Source organism: Sporosarcina sp. HYO08 (assembly GCF_001563475.1).
Classification (GTDB): Bacteria; Bacillota; Bacilli; order Bacillales_A; family Planococcaceae; genus Sporosarcina.
In genome coordinates this window covers 62,360-87,776 of sequence record NZ_LPUT01000001.1, presented here as the reverse complement: position 1 = coordinate 87,776, position 25,417 = coordinate 62,360, and the positions used below count along the sequence as shown (strand labels likewise).

Sequence of the window (25,417 nt, the reverse complement as noted above, 5' to 3'; positions counted from 1 at the left end):
ATGTGCTGGCACCTCTAATCGGCACCAGCACATTCTTTATTTTTGTCGTTTTTGATCATTTCGATTATGTTTTTTCGCGGCGTCATTTTGACCGATGACGTTTAAATCGTCTACACTGCGATCATAGCCATAGCCGTATTCTTCGCGGTCGTTCTTTTTTTGCCCACTCTTTTTTGTCGGCATGATGTCACCTCCATTTTCAATTAGAGTGGGCAAAAATAGTGGTCTTATCCATCCCTTCAGACTGCAAACAAACTTCAGAAATTATGAAAGTCAGTCGAATGAACTAAGAGAGGGACAACGATTAATATTAAATAATTGGGGTAAGATATTTTTATGTTCATTACATCAACTTAGAAAAAGGAGATTAAGGTTGTGAAAGTAAAAAAATTATTTTACTCGTTTTTTATGTCTTGTCTCGTTTTATCCCTAATGGCTTGTGGGACTACTTCACCCACTAAAAATGATGCTACAAATGAAGATACTTCCAAAAATGAAGATACTTCCAAAGAAGAGAAAAAATCCAATGAAGCACATACAGCCCATTGGTCTTACGAAGGGGAAACTGGACCAGAACATTGGGGTGACTTAAGTCCCGATTATGCAGCATGTGCAACCGGGAAAGAGCAGTCCCCGATCAACATCGAAACTGCACAAGTTATAGAAGATAAAAAAATTGCGAATTTAGATATTAAGTATAAACCTACTGAGTTCTCCTTAAGTAACAATGGACATACGATTCAGGCTAACCCTACAACCCTGGATAACACTTTTGTTGTTGACAATAAGGAATATAAGTTAGCACAACTCCATTTCCATACACCAAGTGAACACCAAGTTAATGGGAAAAATTTTGATATGGAAATACATTTTGTCCATAAGGATGAGAATGATCAGTTAGCAGTTCTTGGCTTAATGGTTAAAGAGGGAGCAGCAAATCCTTATCTTGAAAAGACTTGGAACGTCATTCCTACAGAAGTAACAACAGAAGATGTTAAATTGACAGAGCCCATTGATTTAATGAGCTTATTGCCAAAAGATAAAGATTCATTTCATTATAATGGTTCTTTAACGACTCCTCCATGTTCAGAAGTTGTTAAATGGGTTCTGTTGGAGAACCCTATGGAAATGTCTAAAGAACAAATCGATAAATTTCAGGAAATTTTCCCTGATGACCATCGACCTCCCCAACCTTTAAACGAACGTGAAGTAAAAAAGAAGACTGAATAGGTTTCTTAATGAAATAGCAGAAAAAAGAAATTGGCGAATTAACAAAACCCTATGGGGATTCCTTTAAGGAAAAACAGGGCTGTCCAGAAAGTCAGTGAAAATTGACTTTTCGGACAGCCCGTTACTTTTTAAACAGTTGTTACTGGACTTTCTTTTTTGCATTCCTCAATAAATTTCTCGAAAATGCGAAGTGAGACCGCATCATCTTTTTTCAAAAGTTGTTCAGGATGCCATTGTACGCCGAGGATAAATCGATGGTTTTCACTTTCCAGCACTTCGATAATGCCATCGGAAGCAACTCCTGTCACGCGGAAACCAGGCGCAGCATCTTTTAACGCTTGATGGTGAAAAGAGTTGACGACAATCTTTTCTTTCCCTGCGATTGTTTCAAGTAAGCTCCCCTGCGTCAATTGCACAAAATGTGTTGCATGATCATTTGGCGCTTGTTGAATATGCTGGATTAGCTCACCAGTACTTTGTTTGTAAATGTCCTGAAGGAGCGTCCCCCCAAATGCTACGTTAATCACTTGAAGCCCTCGACAAATACCAAGTATCGGCTTATCAAGCTTAGCCATTTCCTTCGCAAGAACAAGTTCACTCGCATCTCTTTCCGGTGATACGCCCCCTAAAGCACGATGCGGTTCTTCATGAAACAACAACGGGTTTATGTCATGACCGCCCGATAATAATAACCCATCCAGCATGCCCGCAATTTGCGCAGCGTTTTCTTCAACGCCTACTGGTACAATGAATGGTAGTCCACCCGCTCGAATAATTGCTTGAACGTATTCACTTTTCAAAATCTGTCTTCCGTCATCTTTCACATCTGTTGTAATCCCAATGACAGGTTTCATACGTATCTCATTCCCCTTTTATTCTCTATACTATGCGGATAAGCTATTGATGAACGCTTCAATTTCCGCTTGTGTTTTACGATCCTTACTGACAAATCGGCCCGCTTCTTCCCCGCTATGGTAAGCAATGAAGCTTGGAATGCCAAAAATATCTAGTTCCGCGCAAAGATCGATAAACTCATCACGATCGACATAGACAAAATGATATTCCGGATAATCTGCCATAATCCCCGGTAAAATCGGCTCAATGACTGTACAATCAGGACACCAATCCGCCGAAAACATAAAAATTGTACGCTCCTCGTTTTTCAGTTGTTCAAATTGCTCCATTGACTGCAATTTTTCCATCTTGTTCACTCCTCTGTAAAATAAACGACTACTCTAGTATTGTATCAAAAAAATTCCGCATTTTCTTTTTATTTGTTTCTTGCTGGAAATACTCATGAAAATAAGCAATCAGGGAATTCTAAAGAAACGTATCGTACAGGAGGTTTTTACATGCGTCATTTGTTTGGGATTCCGATCTATTTACTTGCCTGGACATTTCTGTTTTATACGGTTGTATCGGCAAATGAAAAAAAACCGGAAGAGGATTTGATGGACGAGCGGATGTCTCTTTATGTGCAATTCGAAAGTCCCCAAGTGCCTTGGTTTCATTTAGCTGCCGTTGACCAATATGAACGGAACATACAACAAGTGCGAAATGATCTTCCGAAGAGTGAAGGATCCATTGCCATCCAATTCCCCGCTGATTACTGGGTCGGTCCTTTAAATCCAGATCGTACGGATACTTCCATCGAGTCTATTGCGTTTTTTAATGGTTACGGATTAGATGGAAATGGAGATCGTCTGGCGGATGCTACTCATCCCGAAGATATTTTGCATACAATGGCTACTTTCCTGGGCGAACATGATTCATTTGAATCTGCTTTAATGGCCTATTACGATAAAGAAGAAACTGTCAACCAAATCGTAACGATCGCCAAACTATACGAGCAATTTAAAACGATCGCATTGGATGAACACGCGTTTCCAATTCCGGTTCAACACCATTACTCCTACAGAAGCACATGGGGGGCAAGCCGCGGCTGGGGCGGCCGAAGAATTCACGAAGGGACTGACCTATTCGCGGGATACGGTACACCTATACAATCTACTTCTTACGGCGTCATTGAAATTATGGGTTGGAATGAATTTGGCGGTTGGCGTGTCGGTATCCGCGATAATCATAATTCCTATCATTATTTCGCACATCTTTCCTCTTTTAACAAAGACTTAAAAGAAGGAGATGTTGTTGCACCGCGTACCATCATTGGCTATGTTGGCAGCTCTGGATATGGTAAAGAAGGAACTTCAGGTCGTTTCCCACCGCATCTGCATTATGGTATTTATAAATACAATGGCCGTACTGAATGGGCTTTTGATCCCTATCCTGCCTTACGTTCGTGGGAACGAGAAGATCGTCTAAATCACAGAAAGTAATTAATTTGTCGCATTAAAAATTAAAATATTGTTGACATTTCAAACCGATCTGTTATTATGAATTTTAAATTAATAATCAAACTATTTTGATGGAGACACACTTTGTGAATGGAAATCTTCAGAGAGCTGATGGTTGGTGGAAATCAGCGGTTTTCGCATAAAGTAGCACTCCGGAATAGATAGGCTGAACACTGAGTAGGCCTATACGATAAATGCACGTTACGCATATTCATGAAGACTGTCTTCGTTTTGAATTAGACAGTGAATTAGGGTGGTACCGCGTGAGCAAATTAAAGCTTCTCGCCCCTTACGAAAGTAAGGGATGAGGGGCTTTTTTTATATTTCATAAAATCTAAAGGAAATGGGGAAATGTCAATGTTACAAGATCAGCAATACTTAAGAATTCCAGGTCCAACACCTATTCCACCGTCTGTCGAACGAGCGATGGGTCAGCCAATGCATGGACACCGAGGACCGGAAGCTACTGCAATGCTCGAAAACATTCGAACAGGATTGAAAAAAGTGTTTGGTACGAAAGAGGAAGTTGTCATTGTTGCCGGAAGTGGAACGGCTGGACTTGAAACTGCTGTTGTCAATGTTGCAAAACCTGGGGATGAAGTTTTAGTCCTTGTCACGGGGGCATTTGGAGATCGATTTGCTAAAATCTGTGAATCCCACTCGATCAAAACACACCGTCTTGACGTTGAATGGGGGCAAGCTTTTGATCCGGAAAAAGTGAAGCAATTTGTTCAGCAACATACTGATATTAAAGCCATCTTTTCTACTTATTGCGAAACGTCAACGGGCGTTTTAAATCCTATCCACCAATTAGCAAAATCTGTTCGTGAAGTATCGGATGCATTGATCATCGTAGACGGCGTTTCTTGCGTTGCTGGTGTTGAAACGAATATGGACGAATGGGGCATCGATGTGATGGTAACTGGTTCACAAAAAGCATTTATGCTTCCGGCCGGTCTTACTTTCATTGCCGCAAGCGAGCGTGCATGGAACATCATTGAAGCCAATCCGCATCGAGGATTTTATTTTGACTTGAAGAAATACCGTGATCAGTTACTGAACAATACGACACCATTTACACCCGCCCTCTCTTTATTGTTCGGACTCAAACAAGTCCTCCAGCTATTTGAAGAAGAAGGATTGGAGCAAGTGTACGAACGCCATACGCTCATGATGAAGATGACACGCGAAGCGTTTAAAGCATTGGACATCCCGTTACTCGCAACGGACAAAGATGCTGCTCCGACAGTAACGGCCGTACAGCCAATTGACTTTGACGCAGATGCATTTCGTAAACTATTAAAACAAGAATTCAGTTTAACAGTTGCGGGCGGACAGCAGCAGCTTAGCGGAAAAATATTCCGCATCGGTCATATGGGCTACTGCTCCCCTGCAGATATCTTGCAAACGATTAGTATGATTGAAATTGCTTTAGTGAAAATCGGCAAAAAGATTACACTGGGCCAAGGTGTTGCTGCCGCACAAAAAGTGTACGTAGAAGGAGAGAATAACGAATGACCTATAGAGTATTAATAAGCGATCCACTAAGCGAGGATGGCATCTACCCATTAAGACAAGCTGAAGGTTTTGAAATTACAATTGACACGGAGCATACACCTGAAGAATTGGCGGCAAAAATTGCCCCTTATCATGCGCTCGTTGTCCGAAGCCAAACGCAGGTGACACGGGAAATTATTGAAAGCGCGAAGAATTTGCGAATCATCGCAAGAGCGGGTGTCGGCGTCGACAATATTGACTTGGATGCCGCGACGGAACAAGGCATTATCGTCGTCAACGCTCCTGACGGCAATACAAACTCCGCGGCTGAGCATACAATGGCAATGATTATGGCGTTGGCGCGTAAAATTCCGCAAGCCTTTAACTCATTAAAAAACCAAATATGGGACCGCAAATCATTTATCGGTGTAGAGTTGAAAAATAAAACGCTAGGCGTCATTGGCCTTGGTAGAATTGGCGCAGAAGTTGCCGCACGTGCAAAAGGACAACGAATGAGTGTCATTGCTTACGATCCGTTTTTAACGGAAGACAAAGCAAAAAAACTAGGCATTCGCTGTGGTTCTGTTGAAGATATCATAAAAGCCGCTGACTTTATCACGGTCCATACGCCGCTAATGAAAGAAACGAAGCATTTACTGAATAAAGAAGCCTTTGCCATGATGAAAGACGGTGTCCAAATTATTAACTGTGCACGCGGTGGAATTATTGACGAGGATGCTTTATATGATGCGATTGTTGAAGGGAAAGTTGCGGGTGCTGCATTAGACGTTTTTGAAACAGAGCCATTCGTAGACCATAAATTGTTAACTTTGCCTGAAGTTATTGCTACGCCACATTTAGGGGCAAGTACAATCGAAGCACAAGAAAGTGTCGCAATCGATGTCAGTAAAGACATTGTCAATTTCTTGAATGGTGGATCAGTTCGAAATCCCGTCAATTTACCTTCCTTATCAAAAGAGGCACTTGCCAAAGTCGAACCCTTCTTCGATTTAGTAGACAAGCTGGGTGTCTTCGTTTCACGATTAGCAGAAGGTGTTATTGAAGAAATTAATATCTACTATTCCGGTGAACTTGCGGAATCCGACGTTCGTCCGCTCACAAGAAACACCGTGAAAGGTATTTTAAAACGAAACTTAGGCCATCACGTAAATGACGTCAATGCTAGATTTCTAGCTGAACGTTTCGGCATCAAGGTCAATGAGCATAAATCGACTACACCGAAAGGCTTCTCTAATTTAATTACGGTAGAAACGACGACGGAAAAAGGCGTTAGAAGCGTAGCCGGCACTTTGCTGAACGGCTTAGGCGCCCGTATCGTTCGTGTCGATAACAACTTAGTAGATGTCAAACCAGCCGGCCACTTATTATTCATTAAACATATCGACCAGCCAGGTGCAATCGGCCGTGTCGGTACACTGCTTGCCAAAGAAAATATCAACATCGCGACGATGCAAGTGGGTCGTTCCACAGTCGGCGGAAATGCAATTATGATGCTCACCGTCGATAACCAAGTCAACGAGGAAAACGTGGAACACTTGAAGATGCTAGAAGATATCTTCGACGCCATTCCGATTGACTTGTAAATATAAGAAAAGATTGGTTAAGGGGAACTGATTAGGCGTTCAGGGGAACTCATGAGACGTTTCGGGAAACTCGTCGGGCTTTCCGGGAAACTCGCGAGACGTTCCGGGGAACTCAGTGAGCATTCAGGGAAACTCGCATTTCAAACACGAAAAAACCTCCGGCGCACAAATACGCTGGAGGTTCTTTTCCCTGCCAATTACTTCAATTCATCCAAAATCGGCAGCAATTTTTCCAAATGATCGATTTCATACGTCGGGGCATGTTCGGCAGTCATTTCATCGCCTTCACGGTTAATCCACACAGAGCGAATCCCCACACGTGATGCGCCTAAAATATCCGTTAATAAATTATCACCGACCATGATCGCTTCATCAGCCGTTGTTTCACACGTATTTAATACATGCTCAAAAATGGATGGATCCGGTTTACCGACCCCAAAGCCGCCTGAAATGACGATATGACTGAAATACGGCGCAATTTCCGGTGTAATTTCAAGCTTTGTTTGCTGTAAGCTTGGTGAACCGTTTGTGAGTAATACGAGTTCGTATGTATCTTTTAATGCATCCAAGACGCGAAACGTTTCTTCATAAACAAATGGATGCTTTCTTCGTTCTGCTGGAAACAGCTCCGCAAGCTCTCGTCCCAATGCCTCATCTTCAATACCGAGACGCTGCAACCCTTTCGTCCATGCATCCTGGCGATACCCAGGCATCAGCTCTTTCATTTTTTGAAAGGATTCCCCTTCATCATTAAAAACGCCCCAAATGCCTTCAAATGGATTGATGCCAATTAACTTCGTAAACTCGAAAGTTTCATAAGAAGCATATAGTTTTCGCGCTTCATCGCGCACTGCTTCTTCGAGTACCATCGGATCGACATCAACTACTTGCGCCGCCCGTTTACATGTTTCATGAAATGCGGTTTCCACACTTTTTCGATCCCAAAGTAACGTATCGTCCAAATCAAAAATCACAACTTTCACCATACGACTCTTCCCCCTTTGATTCTGACTATAAGTATACAGCAATTCTGAATCATCGCCAGATTCATTGTACAAAATTTGGGATACAATAAAAAGACAATGAGCAAGGGAGGCATTTCCAGTGCAATCACACTACTTCATCGGCATTAAAATGCCAATATCCATAGAAGAACAAGTAGAAGCTTTTCGGGATCAATATCAATTGCGGTCACATTACAAAGTCATCCCGCATGTGGAAGATTTGCATATCACTTTGTACTTTTTAGGTTCAGTCAATGACAATGATCTGCCTGCTTTACAACAACGTTTAGCAAGCATCGCCGAGCAACATTCAGCTTTTACTTTACGATTAAACGAACTCTCTTTTTTCGGTTCTGCATCAGGTCCGCGGGTTGTCTATATTGCTGCAGATGAAAACAATCTGTTAACAGCTTTACAAAAAGAAATTGCACAATCGGTCACAAAACAGCTTCAATTACAACCGGACAATCGATTTACGCCGCATGTAACGATCGCCAAGAAAAAGAAATCGCAAGACAAACATCCGGTTCAAAAAGAAACAATGGAGCCGATTAACATCCCAGTCGATGCTTTCTCGCTCTTTAAAATCGAGCCGCAACAGACGCCTAAGTATAAAGCAATCGCGACATTCACATTAAAGACAAAAAGTTAGAAAAAGCACGCTGCTTTTTCTAACTTTTTATGTCGCCTCTTTTTCTGTAAAAACATAGTAAACAATAAAAATCATAAAGCAGATCGCCATTGTTAAAAAGCCCCAGCCAAGTGTCAATTGGTCGATTAATAAATAATTATTACACAGTTGAACAGGTGCTTTAATATATAAAACGCCGAGCGCAAAAAATAGTAATGTAAACGTTGCGAACACGATTTTTTTCACAAACAAACTAATTTTAAACCAGCTGTCCCGCAATGGAACACCACATAAAAATGGCAAGCTGATGAATTTGAACACTTCCACCGCTGGAACCGTCAATGCCTCATCCATTGTCCGCGGAATCATCCAATAGGAAAAAACAATTGAAAATAAAAGAATGCCCGGAATACCGTCTTCATTCCACTTCTCAAAAAATCCAGGATACCTTTTTTGAAAAAACGTAGCGATAAAAAATCCGGAAATGACCAACAAAGGCATTTGCATATGCATATGAATAATCATAATTGATTCAAACAAATGCGCGATTGGCGGGATGGCTAAAAAGAGCAACAGCGCAAGTCCATAACCAGCTTGTGTCATAGCGAATCACCCTTTTCATCACCGACGATTTGCACAATCTTTTGCGCAGCTTCTTCGATTTTCGTATAATCCATCACTTCGATTAAAGTGCCTTCTGGATCGATCAAATAAAACGCAGAGTTATGCGCGTAATTTCCATATTCATCCGGTATTACGATCACGCCGAATTCGTCGAGTAATTGTTTCAACTCATTAGGGTCTTGAATTCTTGTCATGCGCCATTGATCCCCATCCGCATTTGGAAACATCGTCTTATACGTGTCCAATGTTTCCGGATCATCTTTTTCCGGATCAAAGCTAATGCTTAAAAACTGTATATCCTTGCCGATCATTTGTTTTGGGAGCAGGTCATACACTTCTGACATATTCATTTCCAAATCAATACAAACGGTCGTACATGATGTATAAATAAATGTTGCCAATACATACTTCCCCGCAAATTCATCCATTGAATATTGTCGTTTATTACTATCCTCAAATGTGACATTAGGAAACTGCGGCTTTTCCGCCATTAGTTTATTAACCCGAGCCGTTTCAGCCGTATAGGCCGTAAAACCATCCGTACCGATGTAAAAAAGTGCAAACCCGAATAACAAAACAACAATGACAGCGATCGTATGACGTTTTTTTGCTTGCATGAAACCCACTTCCTTCTGTCATTTTGTCCCTTTTAAAAAAGCAAAGAAGAGATAACTGCGATTAGCTATCTCTTCTTAGTGAATGTTCATTACCAAGTTCGAATTGGCGGTGAACCTGGAGGCGCATTAACAATCATATCCACTAATGGAATGACATAGCCCATTGAAACGACTAATAGCATAAGAACAATCCAAAGTCCCCAACGATCTGCCCAAAGTGCTGGTTTTTTCCCTTGCGGCTCTTCTTCAGTCTCTGCAATTGGGAATTCAGTTTTTCCTTTTGGTGCAAAGAACATCATATTAAATACTGCGTAAACTTGAATGATGACGCCGACGATCAATAACGTGCCGCCGATTGCCAATAGAATCATATACGGATCCCATCCCAGTGCAACTGCATGGTCACCATACGTTGTGTACGATGTACGACGCGGTGAACCGAGTAATCCAACGTAGTGCATCGCCCCCGACATGAAGAGCATACCAACTGTCCAAATAATTGTTTGGATAATCCCAATTCTATTCATTTGCGGTGTTAGGACACGTTTTGAAATATGTGGAATCAACCAGTAACTAATTCCGAAAAATGTTAGGACAACTGATGTTCCGACAGTTAAGTGGAAATGTCCGACAACCCATAATGTGTTATGCACAACTTGGTTCAATTGGTTCGTAGTTTGAGCGATTCCGCCCGCCCCAGCCGGCGCAAATGCTGCCATCGCAATGAAAGGAGCCAAGAATCGCACATCGCCCCATGGCAATTTTTTAAACCATCCGAGTAAACCTTTTCCACCTTTTAAGCGCCCTGTACGCTCAAACACCGAGAACATTGCGTAAGCAGTCATTAAAGATGGAAAACCAATGGCAAGACTCATAAATACGTGCATGTATTTTAGTGCTTCTCCCATTCCCGGGTCAACGATTTGGTGGTGGAATCCACCTGGTATGTTTGTAATAACGAGCAGGATGACAACGACGCGTGTTAACGTATCGCTAAAACGTCTGCCGCCAATAATTTTTGGAACGATTGTATACCATGCTGAAACAGCTGTTAAGTACCAAATGTTAACGAGTGTGTGACCGAAAGACCAGAACAATGTACGGCTCACCATAACGTTTATCGTTTCAAGAATTCCGGCTGACCAGAAGATCAGCATAATGACTTCAATCGTAACGCCGATGCTTCCGAAGAACAATAGAACAAATACACCTGTCGCGAAGAAGGCAAAGATTGGAATTTGTTTTCCAGGATTTTGCTTTCTCCATGTGGCTACATTGATAAATGCGCCGAATGCGCACATCCAAACTCCGATGACGATTAAAGCCAGCCCGATATAAAATAATGGGGATGCAGCCATTGGCGGATAAAACGTGAACATGACAGTTGCGTCATTCATAATAATTGGAATAACCGCGCAAACAAACCCAACAATTTTTAACCAAAAACCAATCCATGCCATCCGTCTAACATGGGGCAATATACCGCCAAGCACTTGCGATAGCCCTGCGTAAAAATAACCGATTGTAAAGAAGGCTGTTAAGACGAGTACGAGTAAGATCCCGTGCGCTGTTAATACCTGATAATACGTAAACCACGAAGGTAATTGAATAAGTCCTGCGCGCTCCAACCCTTGAAATAATCCTAAAAACCCACCGATCAATAATGCGATAAATGCAACAGTCATATATGACTTCGATAATTTAGCGTCTTCAGCAACGACTCCCAATGCCTGTTCTACCTTTTGCTTAAGTGATCGTTCCGAGGCGCCTACATTCACTGTTGTCACATTTGGTCCCTCCCTTATTTAACCGTGATGGTAGTCCCCATAATTTGGTGACCGATTCCACAATATTCGTTACAAAGCACTAAATACTCGCCTGGTTCTTTGAACGTTTGTGTAATTTTTTGAATATGCCCTGGAACTACCATTGCGTTAACGTTTGTTCTTGCGATTTGAAAACCGTGGATAACGTCTTTAGTTGTTAACGTAAACGTTACTTTAGCCCCTGCAGGCACTTCGATTTCATGCGGTGTGTAGCTAAATGCTTGCAAAACCATGACAACTTCATATTCATTGTCGCCCGTTTGAAAAACACCCGGGTTATCGAATGGTGCCGTTTCATCCACTTTTTGCGGATCAATTGTTTCCTTGTGACTTGGCGGACCTAATTCTAGCGCAAACGCTTGATAACCAACGATTAACATAAAACCCATAATGATTCCGAAACTTAAGGTAAGCCAGATCTTTTCACTGCGTGGCATTTTCTTTCCCCTCCTTAAACTCTAGCATTAAAGACAAACATGAGAACAAGATACGTAAATACGATGATTGCCATAACAATACTTAATGAGAACATTGTGCCGCTATGCGATAGTTCTTCCGGTTGATTTGATGCTTTCTTTTTGATGTCCACTTCTCTTGCTTCCATCAAATTTCACCTCCGTGTTCTTCTTACTTCTATAGTATTTGATAATCATTCTCACCGATGTGATATTTATCACAAAGGAAATTCACATACGCAGCCTTTTTATATTTTCAATAAATAACACCGATTTCTCCGGTAATACCCCTAAGTGTCTTAAGGCTTATAAATGCTTTCGTTACGGCGTTCCTAAGCATTGCTCAATTCATAACAGGTATAATTTAATGAGGACTTTTCTGCAAAATATAAAAGTGACAATTTTCCGAACGTGGATGCTTTTTTATTGAGAATAAAAAAATCCCATCGTGGAAGAGTATACGTACTCTTCCACGATGGGATTTGAAGGTTTATTGATCTAATTCTTCCTTTATTTTTGGTGGATAAATATAATAGCTACCCTCTACTTGTTTCACTTTCCCATCTTTCCGCAAGTGTGAAATCATACGGTTGACGGATTCCCTCGTTGTACCGATCATATTGGCTAAATCGGTATTTGTAAATTTAGTATTTAACTTTAACCACCCATCCTTTTGCTCTGTTCCATGCGATTCACTTAAACGCAATAACAGCAACAGGATGCGTTCATTTGTACTGCGAAGGGCCATTTCTTCTAATCTTTTATTTGTATCTACGATGAGATCACCCAGCATTCTGAATAATTTCACCGAAATATGTGGATTCGCTATGAGTACTGCTTCAAAATCCGTAATGGAAATGGAATAGAGTGCCGTATCTTCAATCGCTTGTGCATGCGCCGGATAATTTTCTTTCCGGAAAAAACCAACATTCGGGAACATATCCCCACGCTGCTTCACACAAATAATCTGTTCTTTTCCAGCTAAATCATTACGGAACACTTTTACTTTTCCCGAAGCAACGATATATACATGAGTGATAGGTGTGTCATGTAAAAAGATCATGCTTTTATCTGGATAATCTTTTTTTCTCATTAATTCCAGAAATGGCTCGATTTCCTCTTCGGATAAATCTTTAAATAACGAGATATTTTTAACGATGTTTTTTAATTGATCCAAATTAATGCGCACCTCCTAAACGATCACCTTACTATATGCTTATTTTAACATATTTACTTCTATTTAACTTTCTTAAAGGCGTAAAATCATCAAGTCTTTAAGAAATAATACTATAGAAAGCATAATATTCATGCGAAAAACTCGTTGCTTTGCAGGAGTATCAAAACTAATAAATGCTATTTACTTCCGATCCAGGCTGAAATGGTTATAATTTGTGATAGATGATCATTCGATTTAACAAAGAGGAAAAGGGGGACGGGTGCATGTGTTTAATTACGCTACATCTGAAAGAACATCCAATTTATAAACTGATTGTTGCCGCGAATCGAGATGAATTTTATAATCGTCCAACTGCGCCGGCACATTTTTGGGAAGATGAACCGACGATACTCGCGGGACGGGATTTATTGAAAGGCGGTACTTGGCTTGGCGTAACAAAAACGGGGAAATTTGCTGCGCTGACAAACTTTCGGGCACCGTCCGAAATGATGCCAAAAGAAAAATCTCGCGGTGAAATTGTCAGTAACTATTTAAAAAATCAGATTGCACCGAAAGATTATCTTGAAAACATACAAAAAGACCAACATCTTTATCCAGGTTTTAACATTTTAGTCGGGAATCCGGATGACCTCTATTACTATTCTAACCAACTGCCAACTATTGAAAAAGTAACCCCCGGCACTCATGCTCTTAGCAATCATTTACTGAACACACCTTGGCCGAAAGCCTTGAAAAGCCGATCCAATTTGCGGAATTACGTGCTCGCCAATAAATCGATTGACACTGATGTTCTGTTTGACCTATTGACGGATCAGGAACAAGCACCGGATGAGCAACTGCCAGACACCGGGATCGGTTTGAATCACGAACGCCTTCTCTCTCCACTATTCATCCAAATGCCGGAATATGGTACACGCTCATCCTCTGTATTGCTGATCGATCAGAACAACACCATCACATTCGTTGAACGAACGTATCAAAATGGGGCATTTGCTAATGAAAAACGCTTCGAATTTCAAGCATAAAAAACATCTTCAGCTATTCGGTTGGCTGAAGATGTTTTCATTATTTCTTATAGTGGACAATCCATTCTCCGTGCTGTTGTTCAATCGCTACACCGAACCATCCATCTTCAAGCAGACGTTGCTGGCCTTCTGTATCACCCATCGGCAGTAGATGGGATTCCTGATCCCCCTTCTTACTAGAAGAATGCATTAAGTCCTTCATTAAAATATAACGCAGCTTTCCGCCATATTTCATTTTAAGAGAAACAATTTGCATTCCTTGTGCAAACTTGTCTTTTAAGCTTGCGATATTATAGGGGGCAACTGTTGTACAAATATAGCGGTAGCGATTGGGATCGACTTCCCCAAAAATAATTTTCCCAAGCAACTGCTGTAGCCCATTGCCGCGATATGCCGGATCCACATTCGAAATTTCCGAGTAGAGAACAAGAGACAGCTCATCTGCTGTAAGTCCCGCATCAATGCCCAAATGCTCCTTGTCATTTCCTGGATCCAGCATCGCACGAAACGCAATAAGCCGATTCCCATCATAAGCGCCGATCATTTGCCCATTGCCCTGTAAGATATGAAGAAACTCCTCTTCTGACAAAGGTTGTAAAATTGCATTTGTCGTTAACGCGGCAATTACTTTTTCTTGTAATGCCATGATTTCCTTCAACTGTTCAGGAGCCAATCGACGAATCGAAATTTCTGCTCCATTTTTCAATACATGCTTTTCGTTCATCCGCTCACCTTCTCTGAAAACACCGTCAATTCTTTCAACACTTCCTCATCTACATCGACGCCGAGACCGGGCTTGTCTGTCAAGCGGATGAACGGCACGTCGTAATGCAAGTTGCCGACATCTTTACTGAATTTTAATGGTCCTGTTAATTCCACGCTCGTAATGACTTTTTTCGCGAATGAAACGTGGAAACCTGCTGCTGAACCGACGGACGATTCAACCATCGATCCGACTTGGCATTCAATGCCAGCCATTTCTGCCATATGGGCAAGTTTTGTCGCTGGGTAAATACCACCGCATTTCATCAGCTTAATGTTCACTTTATCCGCAGCACGTTTCGCAATAATTTCACGCATTTCACGCTTGCTGCGCAATCCTTCGTCAATCATAACCGGCACCGTACATTTCGACTTCACTTCTACCATGCCGTCAAAATCATCGGCAAGTACCGGCTGTTCGATCCAGTCCAAGTCACAATGCTCAAGTTTTTTGAGTCCTTGCAACGTGCTGGCACTATTTTTCCATCCCTGATTCACATCGACGCGAATCGCAATTTCTTCGCCAACACGTTCACGAACCGCTTCAATTCGCTTCACGTCTTCCATCACTCGTGTGCCGACTTTCATTTTCAACGAACGGTATCCTGCCGCCACACGTTCTTCCGCTTCGTTCGCCATATCTTCTGGCGATGCAATGCTGAGTACGTGCGTAATCGGAAATTCTTCATGGTATCTTCCGCCAAGCAAATCATAAACCGGAACACCAAGTGCTTTCCCGACTGCATCGTAGCACGCAATGTCGATCGCAGCTTTCGCAGTTGGTACACCGTAAATTTCAGCATCCATGATTTCATGGATTTTTTCCATTTGAATCGGATTTTGACCGATCAGTTTTGGCGCAAGTGTATTTTTCAACACTTCAAACGTGCTATGCCAGCTTTCCCCTGTCACGTGTTCATCCGCTACCCCTTCCCCGTAGCCGACGTGTCCAGTGTCCGTTGTGATTTTCACAATGATAGAAGGCATATAATCATAGCTTGCATAGCTAATGATGAAAGGTTCATATAAAGGCAAATGGATTGCAAAAATTTCAATTTCAGTTATTTTCATCTTTTTCTATTCCTTTCTATTGGCAATTCTCATGACCCATTGTATCATTGTCGTTAAATAGTCGCTATATATGGAGGAGAAATTTTTGATTATAAAAATCGCCATGATTGGTCCAAAAGATTTTTGTGAACGAGCTGAACAACTTGTGTCAAATTTAACAGATCTTGCACTCGAATCTTATATATATGAAAAACCGGAAGAAGCGGCAGGTCTCATTCGGACGTTAAAACCTTGCGATGCAATACTGTTCTCAGGCTCACTGCCGTATCACTACGCAAAAGAAGCACTGCAAGCCATTTCAGTTCCTATCGTTTATTTACAACAAGACGAGACAGCGATTGTCTTAACACTGCTGCGAATGTCCGCGGAGAAAAAACTAAACATGAGTGAAATTTCAATAGATATTCGTGATCAAAAACATCTTCAACATATTTGGCATGATTTAAACGAGGCAATTGCTTTGCCATCTGTCCATGTATTGGATCGCCACGCAGCTGTCGAAGAAGTGACTGCTTTTCATGAGGAACAATTTACAAACGGACAAGTAAAAATGGCCGTTACAAGTATTCATGCCGTCTATGAACAGCTTGCCTTGCGTAATATTCCCACTTTTAAAATGATCGACCCAGCCAGTTCGATTTTGCGTTGTATTGAAGAAGCGAAGCAGAAAGCCATTTTACATAAAAGTAAAGCTGCACAAATTGCGGTTGGAATGGTGAAAAGTAAAACGGAAGAAGTACTCCCCGCAAAGTTCGTTCAACAATTAACAGTTAACTTGCAGGCACATACAACCGACAATGAAGGTGTTTATTCTCTATTCACAACGATGGGCAATATTGACGCTTCATTGAAAGACATGGCATTCTTAATGCTGTTAAAAGAATATGCAGGACAAATGAAACTTGCTTTCGGCTGCGGAGAAACCTCTATCGAAGCGACTGAAAATGCGCGGCTTGCCTTACAGTTTGACCATTTGGACGATGCATCTGGCTTTTATGTATTGGATTCGCAAAAAAAGCTGCACGGTCCATTTCCACAAGACCCGCAGACAATCGCGTTAAAAGTGCACGAACCGCTCCTTGTTGAAATGGCAGAGAAAACAAAGCTTAGTTCAACGAACATTTCAAAGCTCATCCTATTTAACCAATCACGTCAAACGAAGCAATTTACAGCGAATGACTTAGCCCTTTATTTGAACGTCACGCGCAGAACGGCGGAGCGTATGTTAAAGAAACTTGTTGCGTTTGAGTATGCCAAAATCGTTGGAGAAGAAATGGCTTATAAACAAGGACGGCCACGGGCTTTATATGAATTGAATTTTGCGATGTATAGATGAGGGAGCATAGCTTTCATGACCTAGCAAATCTGCTATAGTTAAAAGAGAGATAGGAGGTCTGCCTGGTGAAAAGAAAAAATCTGATCATAACAATAAGTACTTTAACTTTTATTGGTTTGTCATTTTCAGTTTGCTCGCTCTCGTATTTTAATAATCAAGAAATTAACCTCGCAGTGGAAAGATGCTTTGCAACAGGCGGCATGCCCATCATAGAAAGTGATACTTTTGCGATCAATTACTCATTTTCGTGTGAAACTAACAAATAAGCCAAAAAAGAGCCTCCATAGAGACTCTTTTTTTCATTCAGGATTCTAAACCAACATTTTCGTTTTTCAGTTCTTGTTCTTTCAGTTCTTTCTTCTCTTGTTCCGTTAACTTCACGATTGTTAAACCAGTCATCGCGTAGAAAATCGAAATAAGCGGAACGACTAAGTTTAAGATTGCATATGGTCCATATTGAACAACACTGACGCCAAGCGTTCCGAGGATGAAGACACCGCATGTATTCCACGGAATGAAAACCGACGTAAGTGTACCGCCGTCTTCTAATGCACGGGACAAATTTTTCGAATGAAGTCCTTTCTCCCTGTACGCTTTACTAAACATGCGCGCCGGAACAACGACAGAAATATATTGTTCTGAACAAGATGCATTCGTCAAGAAACAAGCACCGATCGTTGATGCGATTAAAGAACCTGTAGATTTTACAATTTTCATTAATTGTTCCATCAATGCCTTCAACATGCCAGAAAACTCTAAAATACCGCCGAAAGTCATCGCAACGATCGTCATAGAAACGGTGTACATCATCGAATCCAATCCGCCGCCATTGAAAAGTGCATCGACCATTTCATTCCCCGTAGCGATCGTAAAACCGCTTTGCAATGCTTCAAGACCACTAACAAGTGTGTCTCCTTGTACGAAAACTTGAGATAAGAATCCTAAGATAATTCCGATGATCAATGCCGGAACAGCAGGCACTTTCGTTGCGACAAGTACAATGACTGCCAATGGAATAAGCAATAACCATGGTGAAATAAGGAAGCTTTCCTGCAAAACTTTCGCCGTTTGCGCGATTTCAACTGCTTCCATTTTCGATGTCGCAAATTTATTCCCTAAAAATGTATAAACACCGAGTGCGATCGCTAGACCCGGAATTGTCGTGTATAACATATGTTTAATATGGTCAAATAAGTCCGTTCCAGTTAATCCGGCAGCTAAGTTCGTTGTATCGGATAACGGGGACATTTTATCTCCAAAGTATGCCCCAGAAATAATCGCACCTGCAATCATCCCTGCCGGAATCCCCATACTTAGACCGATTCCCATTCCTGCGACACCGATCGTTCCCATCGTTGACCAAGAACTCCCGATTGCAAGTGAAACGATACAGCAAATGAGGCAAATCGCAACGAGGAACCAGGATGGCGTAATAATTTGCAACCCGTAATAAATCATCGTTGCGACAATTCCGCCGCCCATCCAAGAACCAATCGTGAGTCCGACTAACATAATAATGACGACAGCTGGGAGTGCCAGCCGAATCCCTTTATACATCATTTCCTCAATTTCTTTCCAAGTGAAACCGATCTTCCACGCAACGAGTGCAGCCGTCGACGTTCCGACGATGAGCGGCATGTGAGGCCCTTGCTCCAACTTGACAACTGTTATAATCATCACAACGATCATGAGTGCTAATGGAAGTAAAGCTAACCAAAAACCAATTTTTTTCTCACTCTGCCGTTCCATCCTACTCTCCCCCTAGAATAGAGTTTTCATAAAATTAATAAGTGTCGCTATTTAGTCGTTATTAGCATAATAGTTGTAAGAGAGAAAATTGTCAATCAGTTTTCACAAAAAGATGTAAACGGTTTCAATTCACCCCTGAAAAAGAAAAACACGGAAGATCGCAGCCTCTTCCGTGTTCCTTCATAATGGTTCGTGCTCCCTGCCAGAATGATCCATAAAAACGTTCTGTAACAAATATAAAATCATCGCCAACGTAATGGCCAAAAACCCCCAGCCCAATGCTTTTTGCTCTAACTCCAAGTAATTGTTGCACAATTGAATCGGTGCATCCATGTATAACCAGCCCATTAATCCAAACATCGACAGGAAGTTTAAAAAAACAAAGCTTTTTCCATTCGTTTTTAGTTTAGTCCAACTATCTCTAATGAATAGTCCAGCAACGGGCAGGCTAATAAATTTAAACAATTCTATCCAACCGCCTAACAATGCTTCGTCCATCGCACGCGGTAGCATCCAGTACATTAAAATAATCGATACTAGTAAAATACCCGAAACGCCATTGCCATTCCAATTTGCAAAAAAACGTGGGAACTTTTGTAGCACGCCTGCCCCCATCAACCACCCCGCAAGTATGAGCAATGGGATTTGAACGAGCATATGGATCACCATCATCGACTCCAAAAAAACAATCGTAAAAGGAATTCCTAACAATAGAAACAAAATCCCCCCGCCAATCATTTGTTTCATCTTGAAACTCTCCTTTCACGATTGTTGCGCCACTTATTTCAAATCATACCTTGCTGCGCACGTCCGGTTGTAGGCAATGCCTTTCTTCGAACAACAAGATAACGTACAAAATGAATGATAAAAATAGACAATGCAAGGGCAACTAAAATACCGGAGTAGGCGCCAAATTGTGCCGGGCCCATCCACTCTGGAATATGTGTTGCAAAACGTCTTGGTGTACTGATTGCACCCGAAACAAGAAACGATCCGCTTACGCCCAACATGGATAATAAATAAACGACGAAAGCGAATCGATCCATGCCATTTGTTTGAATGCTGCTATCGTTTTTAGCTAAATAATACATAAAGCCGAATACCATCGCGACAACCCCAAGCCCCATATACAAATGGAAATGACCCGGCACCCATTTCGTGTTGTGCATGACATGGTTAACGACAATCGTCGCATCAACAATTGCAGGAATCGCCCCCGAAGTCCAACCGAACATTGATAAAAACATCAGAGCAGATGGCATTTCCCACTTAATGCCAGATTTATAGACGATCATTAATGCGCCGTATGCGGTAATGATTAAGACTGGCAATCCGTTTGCATAAGATAAGACTTGCCCCATAACTAAAATCCATTTCGGCATCACAGAATCCATCAGCAAATGATGCGGATAGACAATCATTGTTAAAATCGTTGACGACGTCCAGGCAATTAAAAATGGCTTATTAGATTTCCAAGGTCGATTCGTCGCCCGTGATAAAATTTCATACACCGCAACGACTGCCATGTAAATGGTTGAGTTAGCAAAAATATGACCAAACGCATAGGTTAAGTTTTTCGCAAGTAAAGGATCAAATGTAATTGCTGGATTCACGACATTAATAATATTCATAACAAGAACTGTCGCTCCTGCCGTTAAAGCGGAAATATTCACGATTGTCACCATTGTACTCGCTACAACAGCTGCCGGCGGTGCATCCAGTTCGGATTTCTTCCCAGCAATGACATCCCAGCCGAGCCCTTTTCCTAGACTTCCGTATTTTTGAATAATTGCCCTTCCCGTATCGATAAATAATAATAAAAAGCCAACCCCTATAAGCAGCATGCCGCCGAGGTAAAGCAGTGCGCCAACTGTTCCCCATGCGCCTGCCGATAACGCCGGAAGTGGATATAAAAATGTCCACCCACTTGCATATTCAAAAGAAAACACACCGATGATTACCATCACAACACCGATTAAAAAGCAAATTAGATTTGTATTAAAAATTTTTTTGGATAAATTGACATAATGATCGAGAAAATACCACATCACTGCGCTGCCTGCCAAAGCCGCCGCACCGATCATACCGGTTCCATGTATTGTTAACATTTGATAAAATGCCGCAGCGCTAAGCTCGATTACCCCACCTTGCGCCAGTAACATAATTACGCCAAAAACGATCATTGCGACGATGACAACCCCAGAAATAATAAGCTGTAAAACGACTTGATTATTTCTTGTCTTTAAAACAGTATTTGCCCCCATCCTTCCTGCTCCTTTCCTATTCTTTTACAACGAGCTGATCGACCATAATGTGGTGTGCCAGACCACAATACTCGAGACATAAGATTTGGTAAGTTCCTGGTTTTGTGAAGGTGATGTATACGGTATTCGTATACTCTGGCATTGCTTGTGTCTGGGCAATCAAGTTCATGTCTTCATCGTAAATGCCAAAACCATGCGTTACATCTGCCGTTGTCACATCAAATTCTACAGAGTCGCCCACATTAAATTCACGTTGGCTAATGTCAAAGCCAAATTGAAACGCTTCGACACCTACTACGATCGGTTCAATTCCTTTTCCGTAAACCGGCTGGTTGTACGGAAGATTTCTTAATGTGTAAACGCTAACAATCGCTATCAAAACAACGAGCGAAATGCCATACACTTTCCGTACCTTATACCATTTTTTAACGATTGGTTCGTAGTTCTCTCTCTGGCCGGATTTCAATGCGACAAATACGAAAACAAACGCAATGGCCAACATACAGAATAAACTTACGACCCATGCAATGAATTGAATCATCTGTCTACATCCTCCTTTGATGGTTAAGCACATACTTCCAACTAAACTGAATCAAGTGAATTGTTACCAAACCATGACAATTTAATCGTACGGACAATTTCCAGAAAGGGCTGTGATTTTTATCACAACTGGTTCGCAGAGGTCATCCTAGCAAGGTTTCCATGGCAGGGAATAAAAAAACAAACATGAGGGAGTTGCCCTACATGTTTGTCAACAGATTATTTAGATTAAATACCCATGGGCGTTTTATTTATTCCTAACAATGGGCGGCCATCCTCCCAGTTGATCCGCACCGGTACTTGGAACGTTTCACTTAACAAATCTTCTTGCAATACCTCCTTTTTCGGACCAGCAGCAACGATCTTGCCATCTTTTAATAGCAAAACATGGGAAATTCCTTCCACCAACTCTTCTATATGATGTGTCACGTAAACAACATGACATTTATTTTCAATCACTTGGTTAACGGACTGAAGAAATTGTTCGCGGGACAATATATCCAATCCCGAGCAAGGTTCATCTAATATAAGCATTTTTGGATCGCTCATAATGGATCGCGCAATAAGGACACGGCGCTTTTCCCCTTCTGATAATAATTGATAAGACTTCCCTTTCAAATGGGTTAAGCGTAACTGTTCAAGTAAGGCATTAGCCCTTTCCCAATCCTCCTGCAATACTTTCTCGTGAATGCCAAAACTAGCAAATTTCCCACTGACGATGATTCTTTCAACCGTTTCATTTTGAAAAAACTGCGCAAATCGATCTAGCGAATTGCTGACAAAACCAATTTCTTTTCTAAGTTCAGGTAAACTCGTTTTGCCAAATTGTTTGCCAAGCACATGCACTTCACCCGATGAAGGAAACTGATAGGCGGAAATGATATTCAACAACGACGTTTTACCGGACCCGTTTAATCCTAGCAGCCCCCAATGTTCCCCCTCTTGTATCGTCCAATTAATATCTTGTAAAATTTCCTTATTTCCTTTTCTAAGCATCCCATTTTCAATTGAAATAATGTTATTCATTCCAAATCCCCCACTTTGCCAATTAACGTTCCTTTCATATTACATGAATGGTTGGAAAGATGCGAAAAAACCGCCCTAAAATTCAGGGTATTCCCTAAATTTTCGGACGGTTTTTTTGATGTCATTTAATCTTCTAAACTAATTGCGGCTTCTACTTCATCCCAAGTAATGCCAAGTGCTTCTGCAACGCCTTGCCCATAAGCTGGATCTGCTTTGTAGCAGTGCATAATATGACGAAGTTGAATGAATTTCTCAGCAGGCCCAATATTTCGTGCCGTATTTTCAAACAATACTTGTTTCTGCTCATCACTCATCAAGTTAAAGAGTTTACCAGGCTGTTCGAAATAGTTGTCATCATCTTCCTCGAAATTCCAACGATCGGCATTTCCGAACAGATCAAGTGCCGGCTCTTTGTATTCCGGCTGCTGCTTCCATTCGCCATAGCTGTTTGGTTCATAATGGATCGTGCTGCCCATATTGCCATCTACACGCATCGCACCATCACGGTGGAAGCTATGGAATGGACATCTTGGCTGGTTCACTGGAATTTGATGGTGATTTACACCTAAGCGGTAACGCTGCGCATCGCCGTAAGAAAATAGACGCCCTTGCAACATTTTATCCGGTGAAAAGCCAATACCAGGCACAACGTTTGCCGGTGTAAATGCCGCTTGTTCTACTTCCGCGAAATAGTTATCAGGGTTTCGATTTAACTCAAATTCGCCGACTTCAATTAATGGGAAATCCTTTTTATACCAAACTTTTGTTAAATCGAATGGATTATACGGCATATTGTTTGCTTCTTCTTCTGTCATCACTTGAATATACATTTTCCATTTTGGGAAATTGCCTTCTTCAATATTTTCATAGAGATCTCGCTGGTGGCTTTCGCGGTCTACTCCAACCAGTTCCGCCGCTTCTTCATCCGTTAAATTCTCAATGCCTTGCTGTGAACGCATATGAAATTTTACCCAAACGCGCTCGTTGTTTTCATTGATCATACTAAATGTATGACTCCCAAAGCCATGCATTGTACGGTAAGATTTAGGAATACCACGTTCACTCATAACAATCGTAACTTGGTGCAATGCTTCTGGCAGGGAAGTCCAAAAATCCCAGTTATTATTAGCACTACGCATGTTTGTACGTGGATCACGTTTTACAGCATGGTTTAAGTCAGGGAAATGTAAGGGATCTCTAAAGAAAAAGACAGGTGTATTGTTTCCAACAATATCCCAGTTTCCTTCCTCTGTATAAAAACGCATTGAGAATCCTCGAATGTCACGCTCAGCATCGGCTGCCCCGCGCTCGCCGGCTACTGTGGAAAAACGAATGAACATATCTGTTTTCTTGCCGATTTCCGAGAAGATTTTAGCTTTTGAGTATTTTGTAATATCATGAGTCACTGTGAAAGTCCCGTAAGCTCCTGAACCTTTTGCATGCATCCGGCGCTCTGGAATCACTTCGCGATCAAAATGCGCCATTTTTTCCAAGAACCAAACGTCTTGCAGCAACATCGGTCCTCTTGGTCCCGCTGTCATGGAATTATGGTTGTCCGGCACCGGCGCCCCCGCAGCCGTCGTTAATCTTCTTTTGTTATTTTCTTGTTTACTCAATTATTATCACTCCTACATAATAATGATTATTATCTAGATACAATTCTAATGATAACAAAACCGAAAACAAAATACCAGAAAAGCACTTTGGATTTTTAACTTGAAAAATGAGTAAAGGATTAGGTGCGTTTTTTTAATGGCACGCACAGTAGTCGGAATATTCTTAACTATAATTTTAATAGATTCCTAGGTATTGTCAATAATTTAGATCGGGATTCCAATAAAAGCTTGTTCGTTCTCTTTGAAAGAACGAACAAGCTTTCCTTAATCATTTTTATAAACTTGTTTCAACTGCTGTATCATAGCGTTTTTTCTGAACATCGATTTCACGAACAGCTGGGATGATAAAGCGATCCGCACCGAAATATGCTGCACTTTTTGCTGTGAGTAGTAAAACGACCGTTATTAGTAATAATGTAGGATTTATACTAATTGTGCCAGCCCATAAGAAATTCAAGTTCATGAAACCAGCCGCTGCTAACGCAGGAACTGTTAACGCCCCAAGTATTAATCCTACTCCAACAAGCAACTCTCCCCATGCAACAAGAAAACTAAATAAACCTGCATTCGGCAATGCAACATTTTCTAGAAACGAAGCATACCAGCCTTGTACAACTGGATTTTCACCTTGTGATTTTGCAATCGCCCCTTGCAAATACCCGCCTGCATCAAATCCGCTAGTTACTTTTCCGAATCCTGCTTTCAACCACTGTACGCCGAGCCATATGCGTAAAACTGTTAGCAATGCAGCAACGACTTTATTCTCTAAGATTTGTTTCATTGTCATCTCTCTCCTCTGTTTTAGTTTGTTATAACCTTTCTTGACTGTACTATAACGCAAAAACAAGGGACAACACAATACATTTGTGAACTTCTTCACAAGGTTGTCAAGAAGTTTTGTCATGGTTGTGAACGACTTCACAAATCCTTTTTATTTTATTCATAATTGGAGGGATTTACTGCCTTCCTCCTTCAATTCTGTGGATGGAATGTGAAATGACTGGTTACT

At 41.4% G+C, this 25,417-nt stretch carries 26 protein-coding genes and 1 other annotated feature; of the genes, 7 read left to right on the top strand and 19 right to left on the bottom strand.

Going from position 1 to position 25,417, the window contains the following annotated elements; all coding sequences use genetic code 11:
• Positions 1-36: 36 nt before the first annotated feature.
• A complete protein-coding gene (locus AU377_RS15610) occupies positions 37-183 on the bottom strand; it encodes a hypothetical protein (RefSeq protein WP_172794000.1) in 147 nt (48 codons plus the stop codon).
• A 192-nt stretch (positions 184-375) separates the two neighbouring features.
• Between AU377_RS15610 and AU377_RS00410 the strand changes: the two genes are divergently transcribed.
• On the top strand, positions 376-1,230 hold the full coding sequence (locus tag AU377_RS00410; protein ID WP_253724343.1) for a carbonic anhydrase: 855 nt from the start codon (positions 376-378) through the stop codon (positions 1,228-1,230).
• Positions 1,231-1,358: 128 nt separating this feature from the next.
• On the opposite strand, the gene AU377_RS00405 is transcribed toward AU377_RS00410, so the two are convergent.
• Together AU377_RS00405 and AU377_RS00400 are read right to left on the bottom strand one after the other, a co-directional pair.
• Positions 1,359-2,084 carry a gamma-glutamyl-gamma-aminobutyrate hydrolase family protein gene (locus tag AU377_RS00405; protein ID WP_067402437.1) on the bottom strand — a complete coding sequence of 242 codons (726 nt, stop codon included), beginning with the start codon at positions 2,082-2,084 and terminating at the stop codon, positions 1,359-1,361.
• A 30-nt stretch (positions 2,085-2,114) separates the two neighbouring features.
• Positions 2,115-2,432: a thioredoxin family protein gene (locus tag AU377_RS00400; protein ID WP_067402434.1), complete on the bottom strand. Its 318-nt coding sequence runs from the start codon at positions 2,430-2,432 to the stop codon at positions 2,115-2,117.
• A gap of 150 nt (positions 2,433-2,582) precedes the next feature.
• On the opposite strand from AU377_RS00400, the gene AU377_RS00395 reads away from it, so the two are divergent.
• The 3 genes from AU377_RS00395 to serA all read left to right on the top strand — a co-directional run bounded on the left by AU377_RS00395 (position 2,583) and on the right by serA (position 6,685).
• Positions 2,583-3,566 (top strand): M23 family metallopeptidase, encoded by a 984-nt coding sequence (locus AU377_RS00395; RefSeq protein ID WP_067402431.1) that lies wholly within the window; start codon positions 2,583-2,585, stop codon positions 3,564-3,566.
• A 77-nt stretch (positions 3,567-3,643) separates the two neighbouring features.
• Positions 3,644-3,877, top strand: a binding site (T-box leader).
• A 64-nt stretch (positions 3,878-3,941) separates the two neighbouring features.
• Positions 3,942-5,102 carry an alanine--glyoxylate aminotransferase family protein gene (locus AU377_RS00390; protein ID WP_067402428.1) on the top strand — a complete coding sequence of 387 codons (1,161 nt, stop codon included), beginning with the start codon at positions 3,942-3,944 and terminating at the stop codon, positions 5,100-5,102.
• Positions 5,099-6,685: a phosphoglycerate dehydrogenase gene (serA, locus tag AU377_RS00385; protein WP_067402425.1), complete on the top strand. Its 1,587-nt coding sequence runs from the start codon at positions 5,099-5,101 to the stop codon at positions 6,683-6,685. The genes AU377_RS00390 and serA overlap by 4 nt, the downstream gene beginning before the upstream one ends.
• Before the next feature lie 197 nt (positions 6,686-6,882).
• Here serA and AU377_RS00380 read toward each other — a convergent pair whose 3' ends face one another.
• Positions 6,883-7,671 (bottom strand): HAD family hydrolase, encoded by a 789-nt coding sequence (locus AU377_RS00380; protein WP_067402422.1) that lies wholly within the window; start codon positions 7,669-7,671, stop codon positions 6,883-6,885.
• 118 nt (positions 7,672-7,789) lie between these two features.
• On the opposite strand from AU377_RS00380, the gene thpR reads away from it, so the two are divergent.
• The gene (thpR, locus tag AU377_RS00375; protein WP_067402419.1) at positions 7,790-8,341 is read left to right on the top strand and encodes an RNA 2',3'-cyclic phosphodiesterase; all 552 of its coding nucleotides are present in this window, start codon (positions 7,790-7,792) and stop codon (positions 8,339-8,341) included.
• A gap of 27 nt (positions 8,342-8,368) precedes the next feature.
• Here thpR and AU377_RS00370 read toward each other — a convergent pair whose 3' ends face one another.
• The 6 genes from AU377_RS00370 to AU377_RS00350 all read right to left on the bottom strand — a co-directional run bounded on the left by AU377_RS00370 (position 8,369) and on the right by AU377_RS00350 (position 13,019).
• Positions 8,369-8,923 carry a hypothetical protein gene (locus AU377_RS00370; protein WP_067402416.1) on the bottom strand — a complete coding sequence of 185 codons (555 nt, stop codon included), beginning with the start codon at positions 8,921-8,923 and terminating at the stop codon, positions 8,369-8,371.
• A complete protein-coding gene (locus AU377_RS00365; protein WP_067402414.1) occupies positions 8,920-9,561 on the bottom strand; it encodes an SCO family protein in 642 nt (213 codons plus the stop codon). Before AU377_RS00365 ends, AU377_RS00370 begins: the two co-directional genes overlap by 4 nt.
• Before the next feature lie 89 nt (positions 9,562-9,650).
• Complete coding sequence (locus AU377_RS00360; protein WP_067402412.1) at positions 9,651-11,348, bottom strand: cbb3-type cytochrome c oxidase subunit I; 1,698 nt, start codon at positions 11,346-11,348, stop codon at positions 9,651-9,653.
• Between the two features lie 14 nt (positions 11,349-11,362).
• A complete protein-coding gene (locus AU377_RS00355; protein WP_067402410.1) occupies positions 11,363-11,824 on the bottom strand; it encodes a cytochrome c oxidase subunit II in 462 nt (153 codons plus the stop codon).
• A 14-nt stretch (positions 11,825-11,838) separates the two neighbouring features.
• Positions 11,839-11,994, bottom strand: a complete 156-nt coding sequence (locus AU377_RS15415; RefSeq protein WP_156450342.1) for a hypothetical protein — start codon at positions 11,992-11,994, stop codon at positions 11,839-11,841.
• A gap of 338 nt (positions 11,995-12,332) precedes the next feature.
• Positions 12,333-13,019, bottom strand: a complete 687-nt coding sequence (locus AU377_RS00350; protein ID WP_067402408.1) for a Crp/Fnr family transcriptional regulator — start codon at positions 13,017-13,019, stop codon at positions 12,333-12,335.
• A gap of 263 nt (positions 13,020-13,282) precedes the next feature.
• On the opposite strand from AU377_RS00350, the gene AU377_RS00345 reads away from it, so the two are divergent.
• Positions 13,283-14,044, top strand: a complete 762-nt coding sequence (locus AU377_RS00345; RefSeq protein ID WP_067402406.1) for an NRDE family protein — start codon at positions 13,283-13,285, stop codon at positions 14,042-14,044.
• A gap of 40 nt (positions 14,045-14,084) precedes the next feature.
• Here AU377_RS00345 and AU377_RS00340 read toward each other — a convergent pair whose 3' ends face one another.
• Positions 14,085-14,768, bottom strand: coding sequence for a hypothetical protein (locus AU377_RS00340; protein WP_067402403.1), 684 nt, complete (start codon positions 14,766-14,768; stop codon positions 14,085-14,087).
• The gene (locus AU377_RS00335) at positions 14,765-15,877 is read right to left on the bottom strand and encodes a mandelate racemase/muconate lactonizing enzyme family protein (RefSeq protein WP_067402401.1); all 1,113 of its coding nucleotides are present in this window, start codon (positions 15,875-15,877) and stop codon (positions 14,765-14,767) included. Before AU377_RS00335 ends, AU377_RS00340 begins: the two co-directional genes overlap by 4 nt.
• Before the next feature lie 85 nt (positions 15,878-15,962).
• Here AU377_RS00335 and AU377_RS00330 point away from each other — a divergent pair, with 85 nt between their 5' ends.
• Positions 15,963-17,213, top strand: a complete 1,251-nt coding sequence (locus AU377_RS00330; protein ID WP_067402396.1) for a hypothetical protein — start codon at positions 15,963-15,965, stop codon at positions 17,211-17,213.
• A gap of 303 nt (positions 17,214-17,516) precedes the next feature.
• Here AU377_RS00330 and nhaC read toward each other — a convergent pair whose 3' ends face one another.
• From nhaC to AU377_RS00290, 7 genes are all read right to left on the bottom strand, one after another.
• Positions 17,517-18,962, bottom strand: coding sequence for a Na+/H+ antiporter NhaC (gene nhaC, locus AU377_RS00320; protein ID WP_067402390.1), 1,446 nt, complete (start codon positions 18,960-18,962; stop codon positions 17,517-17,519).
• Positions 18,963-19,142: 180 nt separating this feature from the next.
• Positions 19,143-19,709, bottom strand: coding sequence for a hypothetical protein (locus AU377_RS00315; protein ID WP_067402389.1), 567 nt, complete (start codon positions 19,707-19,709; stop codon positions 19,143-19,145).
• Positions 19,710-19,747: 38 nt separating this feature from the next.
• Complete coding sequence (locus AU377_RS00310; RefSeq protein ID WP_067402386.1) at positions 19,748-21,226, bottom strand: cbb3-type cytochrome c oxidase subunit I; 1,479 nt, start codon at positions 21,224-21,226, stop codon at positions 19,748-19,750.
• 16 nt (positions 21,227-21,242) lie between these two features.
• On the bottom strand, positions 21,243-21,767 hold the full coding sequence (locus tag AU377_RS00305) for a cytochrome C oxidase subunit II (RefSeq protein WP_067402383.1): 525 nt from the start codon (positions 21,765-21,767) through the stop codon (positions 21,243-21,245).
• A gap of 227 nt (positions 21,768-21,994) precedes the next feature.
• Positions 21,995-22,792 carry an ABC transporter ATP-binding protein gene (locus tag AU377_RS00300; RefSeq protein WP_067402380.1) on the bottom strand — a complete coding sequence of 266 codons (798 nt, stop codon included), beginning with the start codon at positions 22,790-22,792 and terminating at the stop codon, positions 21,995-21,997.
• A 125-nt stretch (positions 22,793-22,917) separates the two neighbouring features.
• Positions 22,918-24,408, bottom strand: a complete 1,491-nt coding sequence (locus AU377_RS00295; RefSeq protein ID WP_082731864.1) for a catalase — start codon at positions 24,406-24,408, stop codon at positions 22,918-22,920.
• Positions 24,409-24,682: 274 nt separating this feature from the next.
• Positions 24,683-25,189 carry a DoxX family protein gene (locus tag AU377_RS00290; RefSeq protein WP_067402377.1) on the bottom strand — a complete coding sequence of 169 codons (507 nt, stop codon included), beginning with the start codon at positions 25,187-25,189 and terminating at the stop codon, positions 24,683-24,685.
• Positions 25,190-25,417 lie beyond the last annotated feature (228 nt).

Coding starts and splice junctions, on each gene's coding strand:
- AU377_RS00340 (WP_067402403.1), bottom strand. CDS start 14,768: ATGAACGAAAAGCATGTATTGAAAAATGGAGCAGAAATTTCGATTCGT.
- AU377_RS00315 (WP_067402389.1), bottom strand. CDS start 19,709: ATGAAACAAATGATTGGCGGGGGGATTTTGTTTCTATTGTTAGGAATT.
- AU377_RS00335 (WP_067402401.1), bottom strand. CDS start 15,877: ATGAAAATAACTGAAATTGAAATTTTTGCAATCCATTTGCCTTTATAT.
- AU377_RS00365 (WP_067402414.1), bottom strand. CDS start 9,561: ATGCAAGCAAAAAAACGTCATACGATCGCTGTCATTGTTGTTTTGTTA.
- AU377_RS00300 (WP_067402380.1), bottom strand. CDS start 22,792: ATGAATAACATTATTTCAATTGAAAATGGGATGCTTAGAAAAGGAAAT.
- AU377_RS00310 (WP_067402386.1), bottom strand. CDS start 21,226: ATGGGGGCAAATACTGTTTTAAAGACAAGAAATAATCAAGTCGTTTTA.
- AU377_RS15610 (WP_172794000.1), bottom strand. CDS start 183: ATGCCGACAAAAAAGAGTGGGCAAAAAAAGAACGACCGCGAAGAATAC.
- AU377_RS00355 (WP_067402410.1), bottom strand. CDS start 11,824: ATGCCACGCAGTGAAAAGATCTGGCTTACCTTAAGTTTCGGAATCATT.
- AU377_RS00370 (WP_067402416.1), bottom strand. CDS start 8,923: ATGACACAAGCTGGTTATGGACTTGCGCTGTTGCTCTTTTTAGCCATC.
- nhaC (WP_067402390.1), bottom strand. CDS start 18,962: ATGGAACGGCAGAGTGAGAAAAAAATTGGTTTTTGGTTAGCTTTACTT.
- AU377_RS00305 (WP_067402383.1), bottom strand. CDS start 21,767: ATGATTCAATTCATTGCATGGGTCGTAAGTTTATTCTGTATGTTGGCC.
- AU377_RS00345 (WP_067402406.1), top strand. CDS start 13,283: ATGTGTTTAATTACGCTACATCTGAAAGAACATCCAATTTATAAACTG.
- AU377_RS00290 (WP_067402377.1), bottom strand. CDS start 25,189: ATGAAACAAATCTTAGAGAATAAAGTCGTTGCTGCATTGCTAACAGTT.
- AU377_RS00390 (WP_067402428.1), top strand. CDS start 3,942: ATGTTACAAGATCAGCAATACTTAAGAATTCCAGGTCCAACACCTATT.
- AU377_RS00400 (WP_067402434.1), bottom strand. CDS start 2,432: ATGGAAAAATTGCAGTCAATGGAGCAATTTGAACAACTGAAAAACGAG.
- serA (WP_067402425.1), top strand. CDS start 5,099: ATGACCTATAGAGTATTAATAAGCGATCCACTAAGCGAGGATGGCATC.
- AU377_RS00405 (WP_067402437.1), bottom strand. CDS start 2,084: ATGAAACCTGTCATTGGGATTACAACAGATGTGAAAGATGACGGAAGA.
- AU377_RS00380 (WP_067402422.1), bottom strand. CDS start 7,671: ATGGTGAAAGTTGTGATTTTTGATTTGGACGATACGTTACTTTGGGAT.
- AU377_RS00395 (WP_067402431.1), top strand. CDS start 2,583: ATGCGTCATTTGTTTGGGATTCCGATCTATTTACTTGCCTGGACATTT.